The organism is Gordonia sp. SL306, assembly GCF_026625785.1.
Taxonomy (GTDB): Bacteria; Actinomycetota; Actinomycetes; order Mycobacteriales; family Mycobacteriaceae; genus Gordonia.
Window position 1 is genome coordinate 103,219 of the sequence record NZ_CP113063.1, and the last position, 15,840, is coordinate 119,058.

Here is a 15,840-nt window from a genome sequence, read left to right on the forward strand (position 1 = left end):
TGTGGGCCCCCTTTCGATGTTCGTGTGTTCTCAGGGTAGACCGGTGCCCGAATCGTCCTGTGGCCGGGTTGGCCGCTCACGGCCGTCGTCCGCAGGGGTCTCCGGGACATCGGTGGGATCGATCCCGGTGTCGAGTGCGTCCCACATCATGCGTTCGTTCGCGGCGGGTCCTTCGTTACGCTCGTCCGCCCGCGCGGCGTCCTCGGACGCCGTGTCACCGGTGGTCGCGGTGCCGGTTGTGGCACCGGTGGTGCGCTCGTGCTCGGCGAAGATCTGACGCTCCAGTTCGGCTCGTCGCGCGCCCGGACTCTTGTACTTCGACGACATCCCGGCCCCACCGGCCACCCGGAGCAGGAGCACGCCTGCCAGGACCGCGCACACGGTGCCGGCGAGCGCGACCACCGCCGCCCAGGAATTGGTGGTGATCAGGAGTACCTGGAAACGGCCGGGGAGATTGGCGGCTTCGGCGGCGTAGCCGGAGTCGGCACCACCGGTCATCAGTGAGATCGCGGGGATGGCGGCGAGGACACCGCCCGCCGCGACGAGTATCGCGATCACGCGTAGACCCCAGCCACGCACCGAGAACGCTGCGAGGATGGCCGCGAGCAGAACCAGCGCCAGGGGTGTGAGCCACGGACTCCAGTCCGAACCCTTGACGTCGAAATCCCGTGCCGGGGCCAGACCGTCCGCGGCGAGTACCCGGCACCACACCAGCCGCGACGCCGACCAGAAGGCCAGCGCCGCGAGCGCCAGCAGGATCGCGGCGAGCATCTGACGTCGCCGCATGAACGACTTCGCGGCGGCCGCCGGATCGGTGCTCGAGGGAGTCGGCGCGTTCATCGGGTCCCGCTCTCCACCGTGACCCCGTCGGCGGCGTCCGATCCGACGCGGCGCATGGTGCCGGCCGCGGCCACCGCGTTGAGTACTGCGGTCGCCTTGTTGCGCGCCTCGTTGTACTCGTATTCGGGTTCGCTGTCGGCGACCACGCCGCCGCCTGCCTGCACGAAGGCACGCCCGCCCGACATCAGCGCCGTGCGGATCGCGATCGCGGTGTCCGCGTTGCCGGCGAAATCCAGATACCCGACGATCCCGCCGTAGAGGCCGCGTCGCGTGAGCTCGTGCTCGTCGATGAGTTCCATGGCACGCACCTTCGGCGCGCCGGTGAGTGTGCCCGCCGGGAAACACGCGGTGACCGCGTCGAGCGCGTGCTTGTCGTCGCGTAGCGTCCCGGACACCGTCGAGACGAGGTGCATGACATGGCTGTACCGCTCGACGTGGCGGTAATCGCTGACCTTGACCGTGCCGGGGCGGCAGACCCGACCGAGGTCGTTACGGCCGAGATCGACAAGCATCAGATGCTCGGCGTTCTCCTTCTCGTCTTCCACCAGGCCCTTGGCGAGGAGCTGATCCTCTTCCTCGGTGGCACCGCGCCAGCGCGTGCCCGCGATGGGATGGGTGGTTGCCACTCCGTCGGACACGGTGACGAGGGCTTCGGGGCTGCTGCCGACGATGGTGAACGGACCACTGCCTGCACCTTGGTGACCGGGCATCCGAAGGAGATACATGTACGGACTCGGATTGGACGCGCGCAGCACCCGATAGACGTCGACCGGATCGGCCTCGGTCTCCATCTCGAATCGCTGCGACGGGACCACCTGGAACGCCTCGCCCGCTTCGATCTCGCCGACCAGGGTCGTGACGATCTCGCTGTACTCCGCGAGCGTCCGCTGTGACCGGTACTCCGGCATCGGACGGTCGAAATGCGACACCGTGGACGGTGACGGGGCGGCCAGGGCCTCGGTCATGCGGTCGAGCCGTGCGACCGCGTCGTGGTAGGCCTGCTCGACCCGCTCGGATGAGCCGTCCCAGTTCACCGCGTTCGCGATCAGGGTGATGGTGCCTTCGTGGTGATCGACAGCGGCGAGGTCGGTCGCCAGCAGCATCATCATGTCGGGCAGTCCCAGATCGTCGGTCGTGGTCTCCGGGAGCCGCTCGAGCCGGCGCACCATGTCGTAGGCGAAGAATCCGACGAAGCCACCGGTCAGCGGCGGCATGTCGGGGAACGGGTCGGTGGCCAGCAGGCGCAACGACTCGGCCAACGCCTCGACCGGGTCGCCCCCGTCGGGCGCGCCGGTGGGGACCTCTCCCCACCAGCGGGCCTCACCGTCGACAACGGTGAGCGCCGACGGCGACTGCACGCCGATGAACGACCAGCGCGACCAGGAACGGCCGTTCTCCGCCGACTCCAGCAGGAAGGTGCCCTCCCGGTCGCCGGCGAGTTTCCGGTACGCCGACAACGGTGTCTCGGAGTCGGCGAGCACCTTGCGGGTGACGGGGACGACGCGGTGATCGGCCGCGAGGTCGAGGAACTCCGCGAGGGTGGTCGTGTCGGGGCTCATCCCAGCGGCTCGCCGCCGACGCCCCACTGCTGACGCGGGATCTCGGTGATGGTCACCCACACCGAGTCGGGATTCTTGCCGGTCGCCTTCGCGTAGGCATCGGTCACCGCCGCGATGGTCTCCCGTTTGACCCGGTCGGACAGGCCCGGGGTCTGCGAGATCTGGATCATTGGCATTCGGCGCCGTCACCGCCTTTCTTCTCGGGTGGTCGCGTTCATTCTCCCCCGCCGACGGGAGACGCCCCGTCGGCCGGGGGTGCGTCAGATGCCGCGAGCGGCAGCGACGGGGTGTCGAAACAACTGTGATTGCCGGTGTGGCAGGCGGCGCCGACCTGGTCGACCACCAACAACACGGTGTCGCCGTCACAGTCGAGCCGGACGTCGTGCACGAATTGGGTGTGGCCGCTGGTCTCACCCTTCACCCAGTACTGCTGACGGGAGCGTGAATAGTAGGTCGCCCGTCGGGTTGCCAGAGTCTGTTCGAGCGCGGCGTCGTCCATCCACGCCATCATCAGGACGGTGCCGGTCTCGCGTTCCTGGGCGACCGCTGCGAACAACCCGTCGTCGTTGCGTTTCAGGCGGGCGGCGATGTCGTGGTCGAGAGCCATCTTCGGGGTCCTGTCGTGTTGTCGAGTGCGTACGGGGAACGTCGCGTCAACGGACGATGATTCCCTCGGCCGCCATCGCGGCCTTCACGTCGGGGATGGTCAGCTCGCCGAAGTGGAACACCGACGCAGCCAGAACCGCGTCGGCGCCGGCCGCCACGGCTGGTGCGAAGTCGGCGACCGCGCCCGCGCCGCCACTCGCGATCACCGGGACGTCGACCTCCGCGCGGACCGCGGCCAGCATGCGCAGATCGAAGCCACGCTTGGTGCCGTCGGCATCCATCGAGTTGAGCAGGATCTCACCGACGCCGAGTTCCTGCCCGCGCCGGGCCCACTCGACGGCGTCGATACCGGTTCCGCGGCGGCCTCCGTGGGTGGTGACCTCCCACCCCGACGGTGTGGGTTCGTCGCCGTCTGGAACGGTTCGCGCATCCACCGACAGCACGATGCACTGCGATCCGAACCGACGGCTCATCTCGGCGAGCACCTCGGGACGCGCGATCGCCGCGGTGTTGACGCTGACCTTGTCGGCTCCTGCCCGCAGCATGGTGTCGACGTCGTCGACCGTGCGGATACCGCCCCCCACGGTCAGCGGGATGAAGATCTGATCAGCCGTCCGTTTGACGACCTCGATCATCGTCGACCGGCCCGAACTCGACGCCGTGACGTCCAGGAAGGTCAGTTCGTCGGCCCCCTCGCCGTCATAGCGGGCCGCGAGTTCGACGGGATCACCTGCGTCGCGCAGGTTCTGGAAGTTGACTCCCTTGACGACCCGTCCGTCGTCCACGTCGAGACAAGGGATCACTCGCACCGCAACGGTCATCGAACAGTCCTCCCGATCGAGACGTCCCCGACAACACCGTCGAGACAAGGGATCACGCGCACAGCGACGGTCATGGCCGACCTCCGGAGTTCTCTGGGTGGCCTGCGCTCGGGGGCTGCGAAGCCCATTCGTCGCCGACCACGCCGTCGATGACGGCCATCAGTTCCTCGTGCAGCCCCGGGGCCGCACACACCAACGACGGTGACGCCGCCGTCCACGGCTCGCCTGCGAGATCGGTCGCAACCCCGCCGGCGGCGCGCACCAGTGCCGCACCCGCCGCGTTGTCCCACGCGTGGCGGCCGAAAGCAATTGCGCCGCCGAAGATCCCCGCGGCGGTGTAGGCCATGTCGACGCCCGTGCTGCCCGTCATCCGCAACCGGGCGACCCGAGAACTCAACGCCCGGATGACATCGACACGGCGCGTACCGGGATAACGACCCTTCGCCCGTTCGTTGAACGGACCGTAGGCGATGGCCGAGGTCTGCAGGTCGATCGGGCTCAGCGGTGGCACGGGCTCGCCGTCGACGAGGAGCGGACCGTCGACATGACCGGCGTAGCGACGTCCCAGCAGCGGCAGCCAGGTCAGCCCGAGGACCGGGTCGCCGTCGACGAGCAGCCCGAGCAGGATGCCCGCCAGTGGGACACCTGTCGAGTAGTTGTAGGTGCCGTCGACCGGATCGAGCACCCAGACGGCTCCCTCGGTGACCGACGGCCCGCCGAATTCCTCACCGTGAACCGGGATCTGGGTGCGCTCGGCGAGTTCACCGGCGATCCGTCGTTCCAGATCGAGGTCGACCTGTGTGGCGAAGTCCGTGGGGCCCTTGGTGACTGCGCTCGGAGCGCCGAGTCCGGCCACGAACTCGGCGGCCACCGAGTCGAGGATGGTGCTCGCCGTGTCGAGCAGTCGTGAGTGGTCCATCACTTCCCGGCTACGGCGGACAGGGCCTGAGGCAGCGTGAACCGGCCCGCGTAGAGGGCCTTGCCGACAATCGCGCCTTCCACGCCACGGTCGACGAGTCCGGCTATCGCGACCAGGTCGTCGAGGGCCGATACCCCGCCAGAGGCGACGACCGGCGCCGACGTGGCCGCGGCGACTTCGCCCAGCAGCTCCAGATTCGGCCCGGCCAGTGTGCCGTCCTTGGAGACATCGGTGACGACGTACCGAGCACAACCGTCGCGGTCGAGCCGCTCGAGAACCTCCCACAGGTCGCCGCCGTCGGTGACCCAGCCGCGACCGCGCAGACGGTAGGACTCCCCTTCTCGGATGACGTCGAGCCCGACCGCGATCCGGTCGCCGTACCGTTCGATCGCCCGTGCGCACCACTCCGGGTTCTCCAGCGCAGCCGTGCCGAGATTCACGCGGGTACAACCGGTCCCGAGCGCGGCGGCGAGGGAGTCGTCGTCGCGGATACCGCCGGAGAGTTCGACCTTCACGTCGAGTTCGCCGACGACGTCGGCGAGTAGTTCGCGGTTGTTACCGCGTCCGAACGCGGCGTCGAGATCGACCAGATGGATCCACTCGGCCCCGTCGGTCTGCCAGGCCAGCGCGGCCTCCCGCGGCGACCCGTATGAGGTCTCGGTGCCTGCCGCGCCTTGGACGAGTCGGACGGCCTGCCCGTCGGCGACGTCGACGGCGGGGAGGAGTTCAAGGGTGTTACCCATCGGTGGATGTGTTCCTGTCTGTCGGATCGGGGGTATCGGGCCGGTCAGAGCGCGCGGCCAGGATCTCATGCTCGGCGCGGGCGATCATGCGCCGGGAGACGCCGCCGATCACCCAGATCATCGCCAGCACCGCGATCAGTGCGATGACCAGGCCTGCGATGGGTGACCATTGCGCCACCAGCAGGATCACCGGGATGGACACCAGCAGTACGACGACACCCGCGCCAAGCGAGTAAAGAACCAGCTTGCCGTAGGAGAATCGGGTGTCGTCGATGTTCATGCCAGGGACCGGACCCAGTTGCGGAGCAGGTGCGCACCGGCATCCCCGGACTTCTCCGGGTGGAACTGGGTCGCGGCGAGTGCGCCGTTCTCGACGGCCGCCAGGAACGGCCCGCCATGTGTCGCCCAGGTCAGCTTGGGCGGATCGATCCGCGAACCGTCGGTGTCCATGCTCCAGTCCTGAACGGCGTAGGAGTGCACGAAGTAGAAGCGGGTATCGGCATCCAGACCGTCGAACAGCATCGTGCCGGCCGCCGCGTCCACCGTGTTCCAGCCCATGTGCGGGAGCACCTCGGCGGGGAGCCGGCTGACGGTACCGGGCCACTCGCCGCAACCCTGCGCCTCGACACCGAACTCGACACCGCGCTCGAACAGGATCTGCATGCCGACGCAGATGCCGAGCACCGGTCTCCCACCGGCCAGACGCTGGTCGATGATGCGGTGGCCCTTGACCGCGTTCAGCCCCTCCATGCAGGCGGCGAAGGCGCCGACCCCGGGGACAACCAGCCCGTCGCAGTTGGTTGCGATGTCGCGATCGTCGGTGACCGTGACGTCGGCCCCGGCCCGCTCGAGCGCACGCTGCGCCGATCGCAGATTGCCCGATCCGTAGTCGAGGATGGCGACTGCGGGTGCACCGCTCATCGGGTGCGCCCCATCAGAGCGCGCCCTTGGTGGACGGCACACCACTCACCCGCGGATCGTTCTCGGTCGCGGCACGCAACGCGCGGGCCACCGCCTTGAACTCGGCCTCGGTGATGTGGTGCTGATCGCGTCCGTACAGCACTCGCACATGCAGAGCGATGCGTGCGTTGAGGGCGATCGCCTCGAAGACGTGACGGTTGATCACGGTCGAATACGGCACGCCCGGATATCCGCCGATGACCGCGGTCAACAGGTGCTCGGGTTCACCGGTGTGCACGCAGTAGGGTCGCCCCGACACGTCGACCGCCGCGTGCGCGAGCGACTCGTCCATCGGTATCCAGGCGTCGCCGAACCGCCGGATGCCCTTCTTGTCGCCGAGTGCCTGGCCCAACGCCTGACCGAGCACGATCGAGGTGTCCTCGATCGTGTGGTGCCCCTCGACCTCGACGTCGCCTTTCGCCTCGACGGTGAGGTCGAAGCTGCCGTGCTGGCCGAACGCGGTGAGCATGTGGTCGAAGAACGCGATACCGGTGGAGATGTTCGTGACGCCGGTGCCGTCGAGGTTCAGATCGACGGTGATCGACGACTCCCTGGTGGTTCGTTCGACGCGTGCCGTGCGAGCGGAGCGGCGGGGTTCTTCTTCGGGCGGCGGTGCGGTGGTCACTTACCCATTCTCCAGATCTGTAGACGCGAGCGTTCGGCTGACGTCGAGGAACGCGTCGTTCTCGGCTGCCAGCCCGATGGTGACACGCAGATGGCCGGTGATCCCGACGTCGCGGATCAACACGCCGTGGTCGAGATAGCGTCGCCAGCTCGCCGGTGCGTCGGCGAAATGGCCGAACAGCAGGAAGTTGGCATCGGAATCCACGACCCGGAAGCCGGCGGCGGACAGTTCCTGCGCGACGCGTCTGCGTTCGGCGATGATCGCGGCGACACCCGCGAGCGTGTCGTCGCGATGCCGCAGCGCGGCGCGGGCCGCGGCCTGGGTGAGCACCGACAGGTGGTACGGCAGGCGGACCAGGAGCAGCGCCTCGACGATCGCGGGCGCGGCGGCCAGGTAGCCCAGGCGCCCGCCGGCGAACGCGAACGCCTTGCTCATGGTGCGGCTGACGACGACCTTGGCCGGGAACTCGTCGATGAGTTCGACCGCGCTCGGCCGGTCGGAGAACTCGCCGTACGCTTCGTCGACGATCACGATGCCGGGCGCCGCCTCGACGATCCGTCGGAGATCGTCGGGTGTCACCGAGCCGCCGGTCGGGTTGTTGGGCGACGTCACGAACACCACGTCGGGTCGCCGTGCCTCGACCTCGGCGACCGCGTAGTCGATGTCGAGGCCGAAATCGGCGGCGCGATGCGCGGCGAGCCATGTGGTGTCGGTGCCGTCCGAGATGATCGGGTGCATCGAGTACGAGGGCACGAATCCGAGCGAACTGCGCCCGGGGCCTGCGAAGGCCTGCAGCAGCTGCTGCAGGATCTCGTTGGAACCGTTGGCCGCCCACAGGTTCTCGACGCCGAGGGACACACCGGTCGCGGTCGAGAGATAGTCCGCGAGATCGCTCCGCAGGGCGACGGCGTCGCGGTCCGGATACCGGTGCAGCGCTGCCGCCACGGCACGCGTCGACTCCGCGACGTCATCGATCAGCGCAGCCGACGGCGGGTGCGGGTTCTCGTTGGTGTTGAGGACCACCGGGACCTCGAGTTGCGGTGCGCCATAAGCACTCTTGCCGCGGAGGTTGTCGCGCAGCGGCAGATCGTCGACGGTGATGCCGGAGCCGGGGATGAGCTTGTCGGGCGCACTCATCGCCCACCTCCGGCAAACCGCTGCTTCACCGCATCGCCGTGGCCCGGCAGGTCTTCCGCCTCGGCGAGGGTCACCACCTGATCCGCGACGTCACGCAGGGCGGCCTCGTCGTAGTCGATGACGTGCACGCCCTTGAGGAAGGTCTGTACCGAGAGGCCCGAGGCGAACCGTGCCGAACCCGACGTCGGGAGAACGTGATTGGACCCGGCGCAGTAGTCGCCCAGACTGACCGGCGCATAGGGGCCGACAAAGATCGCGCCGGCGTTGTGCACACGGTCGGCGACCGCCGCCGCGTCGCGGGTCTGGATCTCGAGGTGCTCGGCGGCGTACGCGTCGACTACGGCCAGACCGGCCTCGAGATCGTCCACCAGCACGATGCCGGACTGCTTGCCGGTCAGGGCGGTGGTCACGCGCTCGCGATGCTTGGTGGTCGCGACCTGCGCATCGAGTGCGGTGTCCACGGCGTCGGCGAGATCGGCGCTGTCGGTCACGAGCACCGAGGCAGCGAGGACGTCGTGCTCGGCCTGACTGATCAGGTCGGACGCCAGGATGCCCGCGTCGGCGCTGTCGTCGGCGAGAATGGCGATCTCGGTCGGTCCGGCCTCGGAGTCGATGCCGACGACGCCGCGACAGAGTCGCTTGGCGGCGGTCACGTAGATGTTGCCCGGTCCGGTGATGAGGTCGACCGGGTCCAGGACGGCGCCCGGGTCGTCGGCTGCGTCGGTGTCGGTCCCGCCGTAGGTGAGCAGGGCCACGCCCTGTGCACCGCCGACCGCCCACACCTCCTCGACGTCGAGCAGCGCACACGCGGCGAGGATGGTCGGGTGCGGCCATCCGCCGAAGTCTTTCTGCGGCGGCGAGGCGATCACCAGCGAACCGACACCCGCCTCCTGGGCGGGCACCACGTTCATGATCACCGACGACGGGTAGACCGCGTTGCCGCCGGGCACGTACAGGCCGACGCGCCGCACCGGGATCCACTTCTCGCTGACCACCCCGCCGTCGACCACCTGCGTGCGGGAGGTCTCGCGACGCTGATCGGCGTGGACCTTGCGGGCCCGGGTGATCGATTCGCGCAGTGCGTCGGCGACCGTCGGGTCGAGTCGCGCCAGTGCGTCGGCGATCACCGCGGCGGGGACACGGACCGAGGCCGGCTTCACACCGTCGAACCTGGCGCCGAACTCAAGGGCGGCGTCGACCCCGCGTTCGGCGATCTCGTGAACCACCGGCGCCACCGTGTCGAGGACGGCATTGACGTCGGTGCCCCCGCGCGGCAGCGCACGACGCAATTCGGCGAGCGTCGGGGTGGCACCGCGCAGGTCGGTTCGGGCGAGCATCGGGTTCTCCTGTGAGCTGGGGAGGGTGCGCACCATGCGCACACGTCACGACCAGTTTATGGGGTCGGGAGAAGCGGTTTCCGATCGGTAGCACGAATCCGAAGACAGCGCGGATTATTGCTACCGATTCGCTCAGGGAGCGGGGATGTCGAGCCCGAGGTCGAGCACGGTGACCGAATGGGTCAGCGCACCCACGGCGAGATAGTCGACACCGGTGCGTGCATAGTCGCCGGCCATGTCGAGCGAGAGCCCACCGGAACTCTCGAGTTTCGTGTGCGGCGACCGCGTGTTGCGACGCTGCACCGCCATCTGTGTCTCCCACAGCGCGAAGTTGTCGAGCAGCACCAGCTGCGGTTCCAGCGGCAGCACTTCGTCGAGTTGCGCCAGTGAGTCGACCTCCACCTCGACGGGGAGGTCGGGGGCCGCCGCCCGCACCGCGCTCAACGCCGCGCTCACCGAGCCGGCGGCGACCACATGGTTGTCCTTGATGAGCGCGGCATCGCCGAGGCCCATCCGGTGATTGACGCCGCCGCCTGCGCGTACTGCGTACTTCTGCAGATACCGCATGCCCGGCAACGTCTTCCGCGAATCGCGCACCTTGGCGTCGGTGCCCTCGACCGCCGCCACCCAGCGGGCCGTCGCGGTGGCGATGCCGGAGAGGTGCGACACCAGATTGAGCGCCGTCCGCTCGGCGGTGAGGAGTGCGCCGGTGGGCGCATGCACGCGGAGCACCACGTCGCCGGGGCCAACCGTGGCACCGTCGGGCACGGCGGCCGTCACCTCGTAGGCACCTGCACCGATCACCTCGTCGAACACCGCGAGGACCACCGGGACCCCCGCGATCACGCCGTCGGCCCTGCTGACGACGGCCGCGTCGGTCCGGGCGTCGTCGGGGACGGTCGCCGATGTCGTCACGTCGGGGCCGTGGCGCAGGTCCTCGTCGAGAGCGGTCCTGATCAACGCCCGGACCTCGTCGGTGATGGTCAGGTCCAGGTCCGCAGCGGCCCGGACCTGACCGACGAATGCCTCACTCACCGGAACCGGGATTCCCGATCGAGATCATCCGCTCGACACTCTTGCGCGCACGTTCGGCGACGTCGGGCGCGACATGGACCTCGTCGCGGCCCTCACGCAGCGAACGAAGCAGCGCGGCCGGGGTGATCATCTTCATGTACGGGCACGACGCCCGGTCGTTGACGGCTTGGAAATCGACTGTCGGCGCAGCCTTGCGGAGCTGGTGCAGCATGCCGATCTCGGTGGCCACCAGGACCTGCTTGGCGCCCGTCTCGCGCGCGGCATCGAGCATTCCGCCGGTGGAGAGGATCTTGACCTTGTCCTCGGGCACGAAACCCTCACCGGCGAGGTAGAGCGCCGACGTGGCGCACCCGCACTCGGGATGGATGAAGAGATCGGCGTCCGGGTGTGAACTCGCCTGCTGGGCCAGTTCGTCGCCGTTGATCCCGGCGTGGACGTGGCATTCGCCCGCCCAGATGTGGATGTTGTCGCGGCCGGTCTCCCGCTTCACGTGCGCCCCGAGGAACTGGTCCGGGAGGAACAGCACGTCACGGTCGGGATCGATCGATGCGACGACGTCCACGGCGTTCGACGACGTGCAGCAGATGTCGGTGAGACCCTTCACCTCCGCGGTCGTGTTCACGTAGGAGACCACCACCGCATCGGGGAACTCGGATTTCCATTCGCGCAGCTCGTCGGCGGTGATGGAGTCCGCGAGAGAACATCCGGCGCGGGCGTCCGGGATCAGCACCCGCTTGTCGGGACTGAGGATCTTCGCGGTCTCGGCCATGAAGTGCACACCGCAGAAGATGATCTCGTCGGCGTCGACCTCGGCGGCGATCCGCGACAAGGCCAGCGAGTCGCCGACGTGATCGGCGACATCCTGGATCGCGGGAAGCTGGTAATTGTGCGCGAGCAGCGTCGCGTTGCGGGCACGGGCAAGCCGTCGAACCTCGTCGGCCCATTCGGGTGTCGGCTCCACGCCGGTGTACCCACCGGGTCCGTCGGTCCACACGGCATCCATCAGCCCCAGGTCGACGCTCGCCACTCCTGGCGCCGCGGCCGGACGATCGCTGGTGATGCTCATCTGCCACTCCTCTACCGGTCACGCTCGGTGCACGGGTCATGCGGCCGAGCAGGGTTTTCGACTGGTGATCGAAAACGCTGTTCATCGTAACACCGGTCACATCTGCGGCATTCCCTGCCGCAATTCGAGTAGTCCACTACGCGTTCGCTCGCGGGCGCCGAACCATAGCGTCGGCGGTGTACAGACCTCATCCGGCCAGTCCAGACCGCGGCCCCGGACCAGATTGCGAGCAACGTGATGACCGTCTCCCCCTCCGAGAGCATCAGCCCTGCCCCCGTATCGACCGGCCCCCGACCGATTCCGCCTGGCACCGGCCGCGCGGATGCGGCCGCACAGCGTCGCGAAGCCGCCCTCGCCCGTCTGGCCGCCCGGCGGATGCCACTCCCCGGCCAACCCGTCGCGATGCCGGTCACATCGTCACCGGCCCACCTGATGCCCAGCGCGCACTCGGCGCAACGAACCCATCCGACCGACGGCCGGAACGGGCGTTCGCACATGCGGCTCATTGCGAGCACTACCCCGATTCCCGCCGGCACATCGACGTCCCTCGCTGCCCCGCCTGCACCGCGGCCGTCACCGGCGCTGCGTCCACATCCCGAGAACCCCACACGCAGACGACCCGGCCTCACCGACCGCGAGATCCAGGTGCTGCGCACCTGGCTGCTCACCGATTCGAAGATCTGCGTGGCGGAAGAACTCTCGATCTCGATCGGCACGGTGAACACCCACCTGACGCGCATCCGGGCCAAGTACACGGCGGTCGGACGGACGGCCCGCACGAAGGCGGCCCTGGCCGCGCGCGCCATCCAGGACGGGATTCTCGCGCTCGACGACCTCTGAGCGACGGCGTGGCGACCAGCAGGCAGGCGGCCCGACCACCCATACAATCGACGCCATGCCACCGCCCCCGCCGTCGTCGCCCACCGGCTCCCAGGCACCGTCGGGCGTCCGAGTCGAGGCGCTGACCGCGGTCTTCCAGGTGCGCGAGGTCGGGCCTGAGTCGGCATCCTCACTGTGCGTCCTCCTCGAGAAGGCGGCCACCACGGGCACCTGGTCGCTGCCGGGCGGCGATGTCGCGGACGACGAGACCCTCCAGACCAGTGCGCGACGTCTCGTCGCCGACAAAGTCGGGATCGGAACCATCGCCCACCTCGAACAGCTGGCCGTGTTCTCCGCCCCCCTTCGGGTCCCCGGCGCCCGCACCATCGCATCGACCTACCTCGGACTGGTTCCGAGCGACGTGCAGGCATCGCTTCCCGAGACCGCGGCCTGGCACGGCGTCGATGCGCTCCCGGACCTCGCCTTCGACCACGGCGACGTCGTTGCCGCGGCACGGCATCGCCTGGCCGCCAAGCTCTCCTACACCAATATCGCCTTCGCGCTGGCCCCGGCGCGATTCCCGATGTCGGAGCTCTCCGAGATCTATTGTGCAGCACTGGGTTACCCGGTCGACACGACGAACCTCCTGCGCATCCTCAGCCGCCGCGCCGTGGTGGTCGCAACCGGCACGGTCGGCAAGACCGGACGGTCCGGTGGACGCCCGCCTGCCCTGTACGCGTTCGCCGACACCCGATTGCGGGTCACCGACGAGTTCGCGACCCTTCGTCCGCCGATGTGACGACCGCCCCGTCATCGACGAGAAGGACTCAGGACGGTCTCGAGCTCGGTACGGATCGTCCGCAGCTCCCGACCGATGCGTTCGCCGAGGGTGGATCCCGACGGGGACCCGGTCCGAGATCTCCGACGCTCGTTCGCCGCGCACATCGATTTCGGGACGTCGAATCCCGGTCTCACGGCAATCTTCTCGGACCCGTTACGGCGTCCCTCGACCACCGAGGAGCGCGGCATCGCCGTGCCGCGGGAGCGCATTCATCTGGTGGCACTCGCCGGACGCCTCCGCATACCCGAGGAGCGCGCCGTGTTGCTCGTGCACGCGATCGGCACCGGCGTGGTGCTCGCGCTCATCGCAGCACCGGAACCGGATCGCGACGCCCATCTCGCCGACACGGCGCGGGAGTCGCTTGCTGCCGCGCTTCTCACCGACGCCACCGACGGGTCCGACGACAGCACACGCGTGGCCGCACTGCGCCTGCGGGCCGGCGAGGACGCGCTCGGCGCCCTCAGCCCGGCGGAGCGAACGTTCATGCGTGAGTGGCTCGACCGGATCGCCGATTCGTGACCGGACATGGCCGTCGCCGGCGCCGACCTCAGAGAGCGGTCAACACCTCGGCGTCGCCCTCGGTGATCGCGATCGTGTGTTCGCTGTGCGCCGTACGCGAGCCGTCGGCCGACCGGATCGTCCAGCCGTCGGGGTCGTAGACGATCTGCGACGTGCGCTGGGCGAGCCACGGTTCCAGCGCCAGGGTGAGCCCGGGCCGCAGCCGCATCCCGTGCCCGGCGCGCCCGAGATTGGGCACATGCGGGTCCTCGTGCATGGTCCGACCCAGCCCGTGCCCGCCGAACTCGGTGTTCACGAGATAGCCGCGGGACGTGCAGATCTCGCCGATGGCGGCCGAGATGTCGCCGAGGCGATTCCCCGCCCGGGCGGCGGCGATACCGGCCACCAGGGCTGCTCTCGTCGTCTCGACGAGACGCTCGTCGTCGCTGCGCGGCGTCCCGACAATCACCGTCCGCGCCGAGTCGGCCACCCAGCCGTCGATCGCCACCGCTATGTCCATACTGAGGACGTCGCCGTCCGCGAGTACGTGGTGATGCGGCAGGCCGTGCAACACGGCGTCGTTGACCGAGAGGCAGATGACGTTACGGAACGGCCCGCGACCGAAGGACGGCTCGTAGTCCCAGTAGCAGGAGACGGCACCACGCTCCTCGATCAGCTGACGGGCACGCATCTCGAGGTCGAGCAGGTTGACACCGATCTGCGCACGACCGGCCAGGTCGTCGAGCAGTTCCGCGATGAACCGCCCGGTCACCCGCATCGCCGCGACCTCTTCGGGTGACTTGAGTTCGATCACTGCGGCCTCCTGCATCCATCTCCGGCGGTATTTGAATACCACCCTACGGAACGCGGTCGGTATTTTCATACCGGGGTCGCTAGAGTGGGTTCATGGTTCGTGCACCTCTGACCGCTGAGCAGATCGCCGCAGGCCGCAGGCTCGGTGCGCTGCTGCGCGACCGTCGCGGCAACCGCACGACGAATGAGGTCGCATGTGCGGCGGGGATCTCTCCGGAGACGCTGCGCAAGATCGAAACCGGCCGCCTGCTGACGCCGTCGTTCGCGACCGTCGTGGCACTCAGCCGGGTCCTGGATGTCTCGGTGGAGACGCTCGCCACGGCGATGAGTGGCGAGGTGACCGCTCACATCGGCTGAGCGGTGGGTCGCAGTTGCTCCTCGGTACCTGCGTCGAGCAGGTCCCCGACGCCCAGGTCACCGTGGCGCGAGGCGAGCGCGAGACCGAGATAGACCAGCGAGGCGGCCAGCGGCGCGCACACGAACAGGACCCATGGACCGGCGAGCCCTCCCCGCACGGCGCCGTCGAGCCACAGGTCCGGGACCACCTCGAAGGTCGAACCCACCGGCGACGACCTCGGATCGTCGAAACGCCAGTCGGCCACCATCGTGCCGACCCAGGCCGCGACGAGCGAGCCGATCACCGTCGAGATCGCCACGGCGACGAATCCCAACGGACCCCGCCACCGACGACTCGCGAACCATGCGATCACCACCGCGACCACCCCATAGCCGAACAAGAGCAGAGCGAAGGTTCCGACGCCCGCGAACTCCTCGGGGAACTGACCTGCCGGAATGAGCGCCGAGTCGGCGTCGACGACCCGGCCCGACATCGCCGGGGTCACCTCCGCCCAGATCATCCCGACCACCGAACCGAGCAGAACCACCGCACCGACCACCGCGATCAGCGGCCCGACGGCGGGCCGACGTCCGGCGTCGGTCACCGCAGGCCCAGTTCGGTCGAATCGACCGTCCCGTGCCGGGAGCACCGGGCACCCCATCCGTCCGGCCGTACCTGCACCACCATGCGTCGACCACACTGCCCGCAGAACCGGGGTGGTTCCAGCCCCATCCGGGCGGCCGTCGGCACCGCTTCGGCCGACTCCAGTTCGAGCGCGAGTCCGGTGTGGACACCGAACCGGCAGGGCTGGGCCAGGGGGCCCGGGATCTCATGCAGCGCGTCCGGAATGCCCGAGGGCCCCGGCGTCGTCATCGGAGACGTCA

Annotated in this window: 21 protein-coding genes; 4 read left to right on the plus strand and 17 right to left on the minus strand. The window is 68.9% G+C overall.

Annotated features, from left to right (window positions below; all coding sequences use genetic code 11):
* Window positions 1-30: 30 nt before the first annotated feature.
* The 14 genes from OVA31_RS00450 to nadA all read right to left on the minus strand — a co-directional run bounded on the left by OVA31_RS00450 (window position 31) and on the right by nadA (window position 11,648).
* Window positions 31-840: a TIGR02234 family membrane protein gene (locus tag OVA31_RS00450; protein WP_267629202.1), complete on the minus strand. Its 810-nt coding sequence runs from the start codon at window positions 838-840 to the stop codon at window positions 31-33.
* Window positions 837-2,399: an anthranilate synthase component I gene (locus OVA31_RS00455; protein ID WP_267629203.1), complete on the minus strand. Its 1,563-nt coding sequence runs from the start codon at window positions 2,397-2,399 to the stop codon at window positions 837-839. Before OVA31_RS00455 ends, OVA31_RS00450 begins: the two co-directional genes overlap by 4 nt.
* A complete protein-coding gene (locus tag OVA31_RS00460) occupies window positions 2,396-2,575 on the minus strand; it encodes a tautomerase family protein (protein ID WP_161058808.1) in 180 nt (59 codons plus the stop codon). Before OVA31_RS00460 ends, OVA31_RS00455 begins: the two co-directional genes overlap by 4 nt.
* Before the next feature lie 38 nt (window positions 2,576-2,613).
* Window positions 2,614-3,006 carry a phosphoribosyl-AMP cyclohydrolase gene (gene hisI, locus OVA31_RS00465; protein WP_267629204.1) on the minus strand — a complete coding sequence of 131 codons (393 nt, stop codon included), beginning with the start codon at window positions 3,004-3,006 and terminating at the stop codon, window positions 2,614-2,616.
* 46 nt (window positions 3,007-3,052) lie between these two features.
* On the minus strand, window positions 3,053-3,826 hold the full coding sequence (hisF, locus tag OVA31_RS00470; RefSeq protein WP_267629205.1) for an imidazole glycerol phosphate synthase subunit HisF: 774 nt from the start codon (window positions 3,824-3,826) through the stop codon (window positions 3,053-3,055).
* Window positions 3,827-3,896: 70 nt separating this feature from the next.
* Entirely contained in the window at window positions 3,897-4,745 is an 849-nt protein-coding gene (locus OVA31_RS00475; RefSeq protein WP_267629206.1) for an inositol monophosphatase family protein, read from the minus strand.
* Complete coding sequence (gene priA, locus OVA31_RS00480) at window positions 4,745-5,488, minus strand: bifunctional 1-(5-phosphoribosyl)-5-((5-phosphoribosylamino)methylideneamino)imidazole-4-carboxamide isomerase/phosphoribosylanthranilate isomerase PriA (protein ID WP_164309496.1); 744 nt, start codon at window positions 5,486-5,488, stop codon at window positions 4,745-4,747. The genes OVA31_RS00475 and priA overlap by 1 nt, the downstream gene beginning before the upstream one ends.
* On the minus strand, window positions 5,481-5,768 hold the full coding sequence (locus tag OVA31_RS00485) for a hypothetical protein (protein WP_267629207.1): 288 nt from the start codon (window positions 5,766-5,768) through the stop codon (window positions 5,481-5,483). The genes priA and OVA31_RS00485 overlap by 8 nt, the downstream gene beginning before the upstream one ends.
* Window positions 5,765-6,409 carry an imidazole glycerol phosphate synthase subunit HisH gene (hisH, locus tag OVA31_RS00490; protein ID WP_267629208.1) on the minus strand — a complete coding sequence of 215 codons (645 nt, stop codon included), beginning with the start codon at window positions 6,407-6,409 and terminating at the stop codon, window positions 5,765-5,767. Before hisH ends, OVA31_RS00485 begins: the two co-directional genes overlap by 4 nt.
* 13 nt (window positions 6,410-6,422) lie before the next feature.
* Window positions 6,423-7,073: an imidazoleglycerol-phosphate dehydratase HisB gene (hisB, locus tag OVA31_RS00495; RefSeq protein WP_267629209.1), complete on the minus strand. Its 651-nt coding sequence runs from the start codon at window positions 7,071-7,073 to the stop codon at window positions 6,423-6,425.
* Window positions 7,074-8,210, minus strand: coding sequence for a histidinol-phosphate transaminase (locus tag OVA31_RS00500; RefSeq protein WP_267629210.1), 1,137 nt, complete (start codon window positions 8,208-8,210; stop codon window positions 7,074-7,076).
* Entirely contained in the window at window positions 8,207-9,547 is a 1,341-nt protein-coding gene (gene hisD / locus OVA31_RS00505) for a histidinol dehydrogenase (protein WP_267631344.1), read from the minus strand. Before hisD ends, OVA31_RS00500 begins: the two co-directional genes overlap by 4 nt.
* Before the next feature lie 132 nt (window positions 9,548-9,679).
* On the minus strand, window positions 9,680-10,582 hold the full coding sequence (gene nadC, locus OVA31_RS00510; protein ID WP_267629211.1) for a carboxylating nicotinate-nucleotide diphosphorylase: 903 nt from the start codon (window positions 10,580-10,582) through the stop codon (window positions 9,680-9,682).
* Window positions 10,575-11,648 carry a quinolinate synthase NadA gene (nadA, locus tag OVA31_RS00515; protein WP_267629212.1) on the minus strand — a complete coding sequence of 358 codons (1,074 nt, stop codon included), beginning with the start codon at window positions 11,646-11,648 and terminating at the stop codon, window positions 10,575-10,577. Before nadA ends, nadC begins: the two co-directional genes overlap by 8 nt.
* A gap of 237 nt (window positions 11,649-11,885) precedes the next feature.
* Between nadA and OVA31_RS00520 the strand changes: the two genes are divergently transcribed.
* From OVA31_RS00520 to OVA31_RS00530, 3 genes are all read left to right on the plus strand, one after another.
* On the plus strand, window positions 11,886-12,488 hold the full coding sequence (locus OVA31_RS00520) for a helix-turn-helix transcriptional regulator (protein WP_267629213.1): 603 nt from the start codon (window positions 11,886-11,888) through the stop codon (window positions 12,486-12,488).
* A 55-nt stretch (window positions 12,489-12,543) separates the two neighbouring features.
* On the plus strand, window positions 12,544-13,266 hold the full coding sequence (locus OVA31_RS00525) for an NUDIX hydrolase (RefSeq protein WP_267629214.1): 723 nt from the start codon (window positions 12,544-12,546) through the stop codon (window positions 13,264-13,266).
* Window positions 13,267-13,341: 75 nt separating this feature from the next.
* On the plus strand, window positions 13,342-13,827 hold the full coding sequence (locus OVA31_RS00530; protein WP_267629215.1) for a hypothetical protein: 486 nt from the start codon (window positions 13,342-13,344) through the stop codon (window positions 13,825-13,827).
* A 28-nt stretch (window positions 13,828-13,855) separates the two neighbouring features.
* Here OVA31_RS00530 and map read toward each other — a convergent pair whose 3' ends face one another.
* On the minus strand, window positions 13,856-14,620 hold the full coding sequence (map, locus tag OVA31_RS00535) for a type I methionyl aminopeptidase (protein WP_267629216.1): 765 nt from the start codon (window positions 14,618-14,620) through the stop codon (window positions 13,856-13,858).
* A gap of 92 nt (window positions 14,621-14,712) precedes the next feature.
* On the opposite strand from map, the gene OVA31_RS00540 reads away from it, so the two are divergent.
* Window positions 14,713-14,976 (plus strand): helix-turn-helix domain-containing protein, encoded by a 264-nt coding sequence (locus OVA31_RS00540; RefSeq protein ID WP_267629217.1) that lies wholly within the window; start codon window positions 14,713-14,715, stop codon window positions 14,974-14,976.
* Here the strand turns inward: OVA31_RS00540 and OVA31_RS00545 are convergent.
* Together OVA31_RS00545 and OVA31_RS00550 are read right to left on the minus strand one after the other, a co-directional pair.
* Window positions 14,964-15,560, minus strand: a complete 597-nt coding sequence (locus OVA31_RS00545; protein WP_267629218.1) for a DUF2567 domain-containing protein — start codon at window positions 15,558-15,560, stop codon at window positions 14,964-14,966. The two genes, OVA31_RS00540 and OVA31_RS00545, sit on opposite strands and share 13 nt — an antisense overlap.
* Complete coding sequence (locus tag OVA31_RS00550; protein ID WP_267631345.1) at window positions 15,557-15,829, minus strand: hypothetical protein; 273 nt, start codon at window positions 15,827-15,829, stop codon at window positions 15,557-15,559. The genes OVA31_RS00545 and OVA31_RS00550 overlap by 4 nt, the downstream gene beginning before the upstream one ends.
* Window positions 15,830-15,840 lie beyond the last annotated feature (11 nt).

Bases quoted from the DNA above. Each gene is read 5' to 3' on its own strand.
- OVA31_RS00450 (WP_267629202.1), bottom strand. From the start codon at position 840: ATGAACGCGCCGACTCCCTCGAGCACCGATCCGGCGGCCGCCGCGAAG.
- OVA31_RS00455 (WP_267629203.1), bottom strand. From the start codon at position 2,399: ATGAGCCCCGACACGACCACCCTCGCGGAGTTCCTCGACCTCGCGGCC.
- OVA31_RS00460 (WP_161058808.1), bottom strand. From the start codon at position 2,575: ATGCCAATGATCCAGATCTCGCAGACCCCGGGCCTGTCCGACCGGGTC.
- hisI (WP_267629204.1), bottom strand. From the start codon at position 3,006: ATGGCTCTCGACCACGACATCGCCGCCCGCCTGAAACGCAACGACGAC.
- hisF (WP_267629205.1), bottom strand. From the start codon at position 3,826: ATGACCGTTGCGGTGCGAGTGATCCCTTGTCTCGACGTGGACGACGGA.
- OVA31_RS00475 (WP_267629206.1), bottom strand. From the start codon at position 4,745: ATGGACCACTCACGACTGCTCGACACGGCGAGCACCATCCTCGACTCG.
- priA (WP_164309496.1), bottom strand. From the start codon at position 5,488: ATGGGTAACACCCTTGAACTCCTCCCCGCCGTCGACGTCGCCGACGGG.
- OVA31_RS00485 (WP_267629207.1), bottom strand. From the start codon at position 5,768: ATGAACATCGACGACACCCGATTCTCCTACGGCAAGCTGGTTCTTTAC.
- hisH (WP_267629208.1), bottom strand. From the start codon at position 6,409: ATGAGCGGTGCACCCGCAGTCGCCATCCTCGACTACGGATCGGGCAAT.
- OVA31_RS00500 (WP_267629210.1), bottom strand. From the start codon at position 8,210: ATGAGTGCGCCCGACAAGCTCATCCCCGGCTCCGGCATCACCGTCGAC.
- hisD (WP_267631344.1), bottom strand. From the start codon at position 9,547: ATGCTCGCCCGAACCGACCTGCGCGGTGCCACCCCGACGCTCGCCGAA.
- nadA (WP_267629212.1), bottom strand. From the start codon at position 11,648: ATGAGCATCACCAGCGATCGTCCGGCCGCGGCGCCAGGAGTGGCGAGC.
- OVA31_RS00520 (WP_267629213.1), top strand. From the start codon at position 11,886: ATGACCGTCTCCCCCTCCGAGAGCATCAGCCCTGCCCCCGTATCGACC.
- OVA31_RS00525 (WP_267629214.1), top strand. From the start codon at position 12,544: ATGCCACCGCCCCCGCCGTCGTCGCCCACCGGCTCCCAGGCACCGTCG.
- OVA31_RS00530 (WP_267629215.1), top strand. From the start codon at position 13,342: ATGCGTTCGCCGAGGGTGGATCCCGACGGGGACCCGGTCCGAGATCTC.
- OVA31_RS00540 (WP_267629217.1), top strand. From the start codon at position 14,713: ATGGTTCGTGCACCTCTGACCGCTGAGCAGATCGCCGCAGGCCGCAGG.
- OVA31_RS00550 (WP_267631345.1), bottom strand. From the start codon at position 15,829: ATGACGACGCCGGGGCCCTCGGGCATTCCGGACGCGCTGCATGAGATC.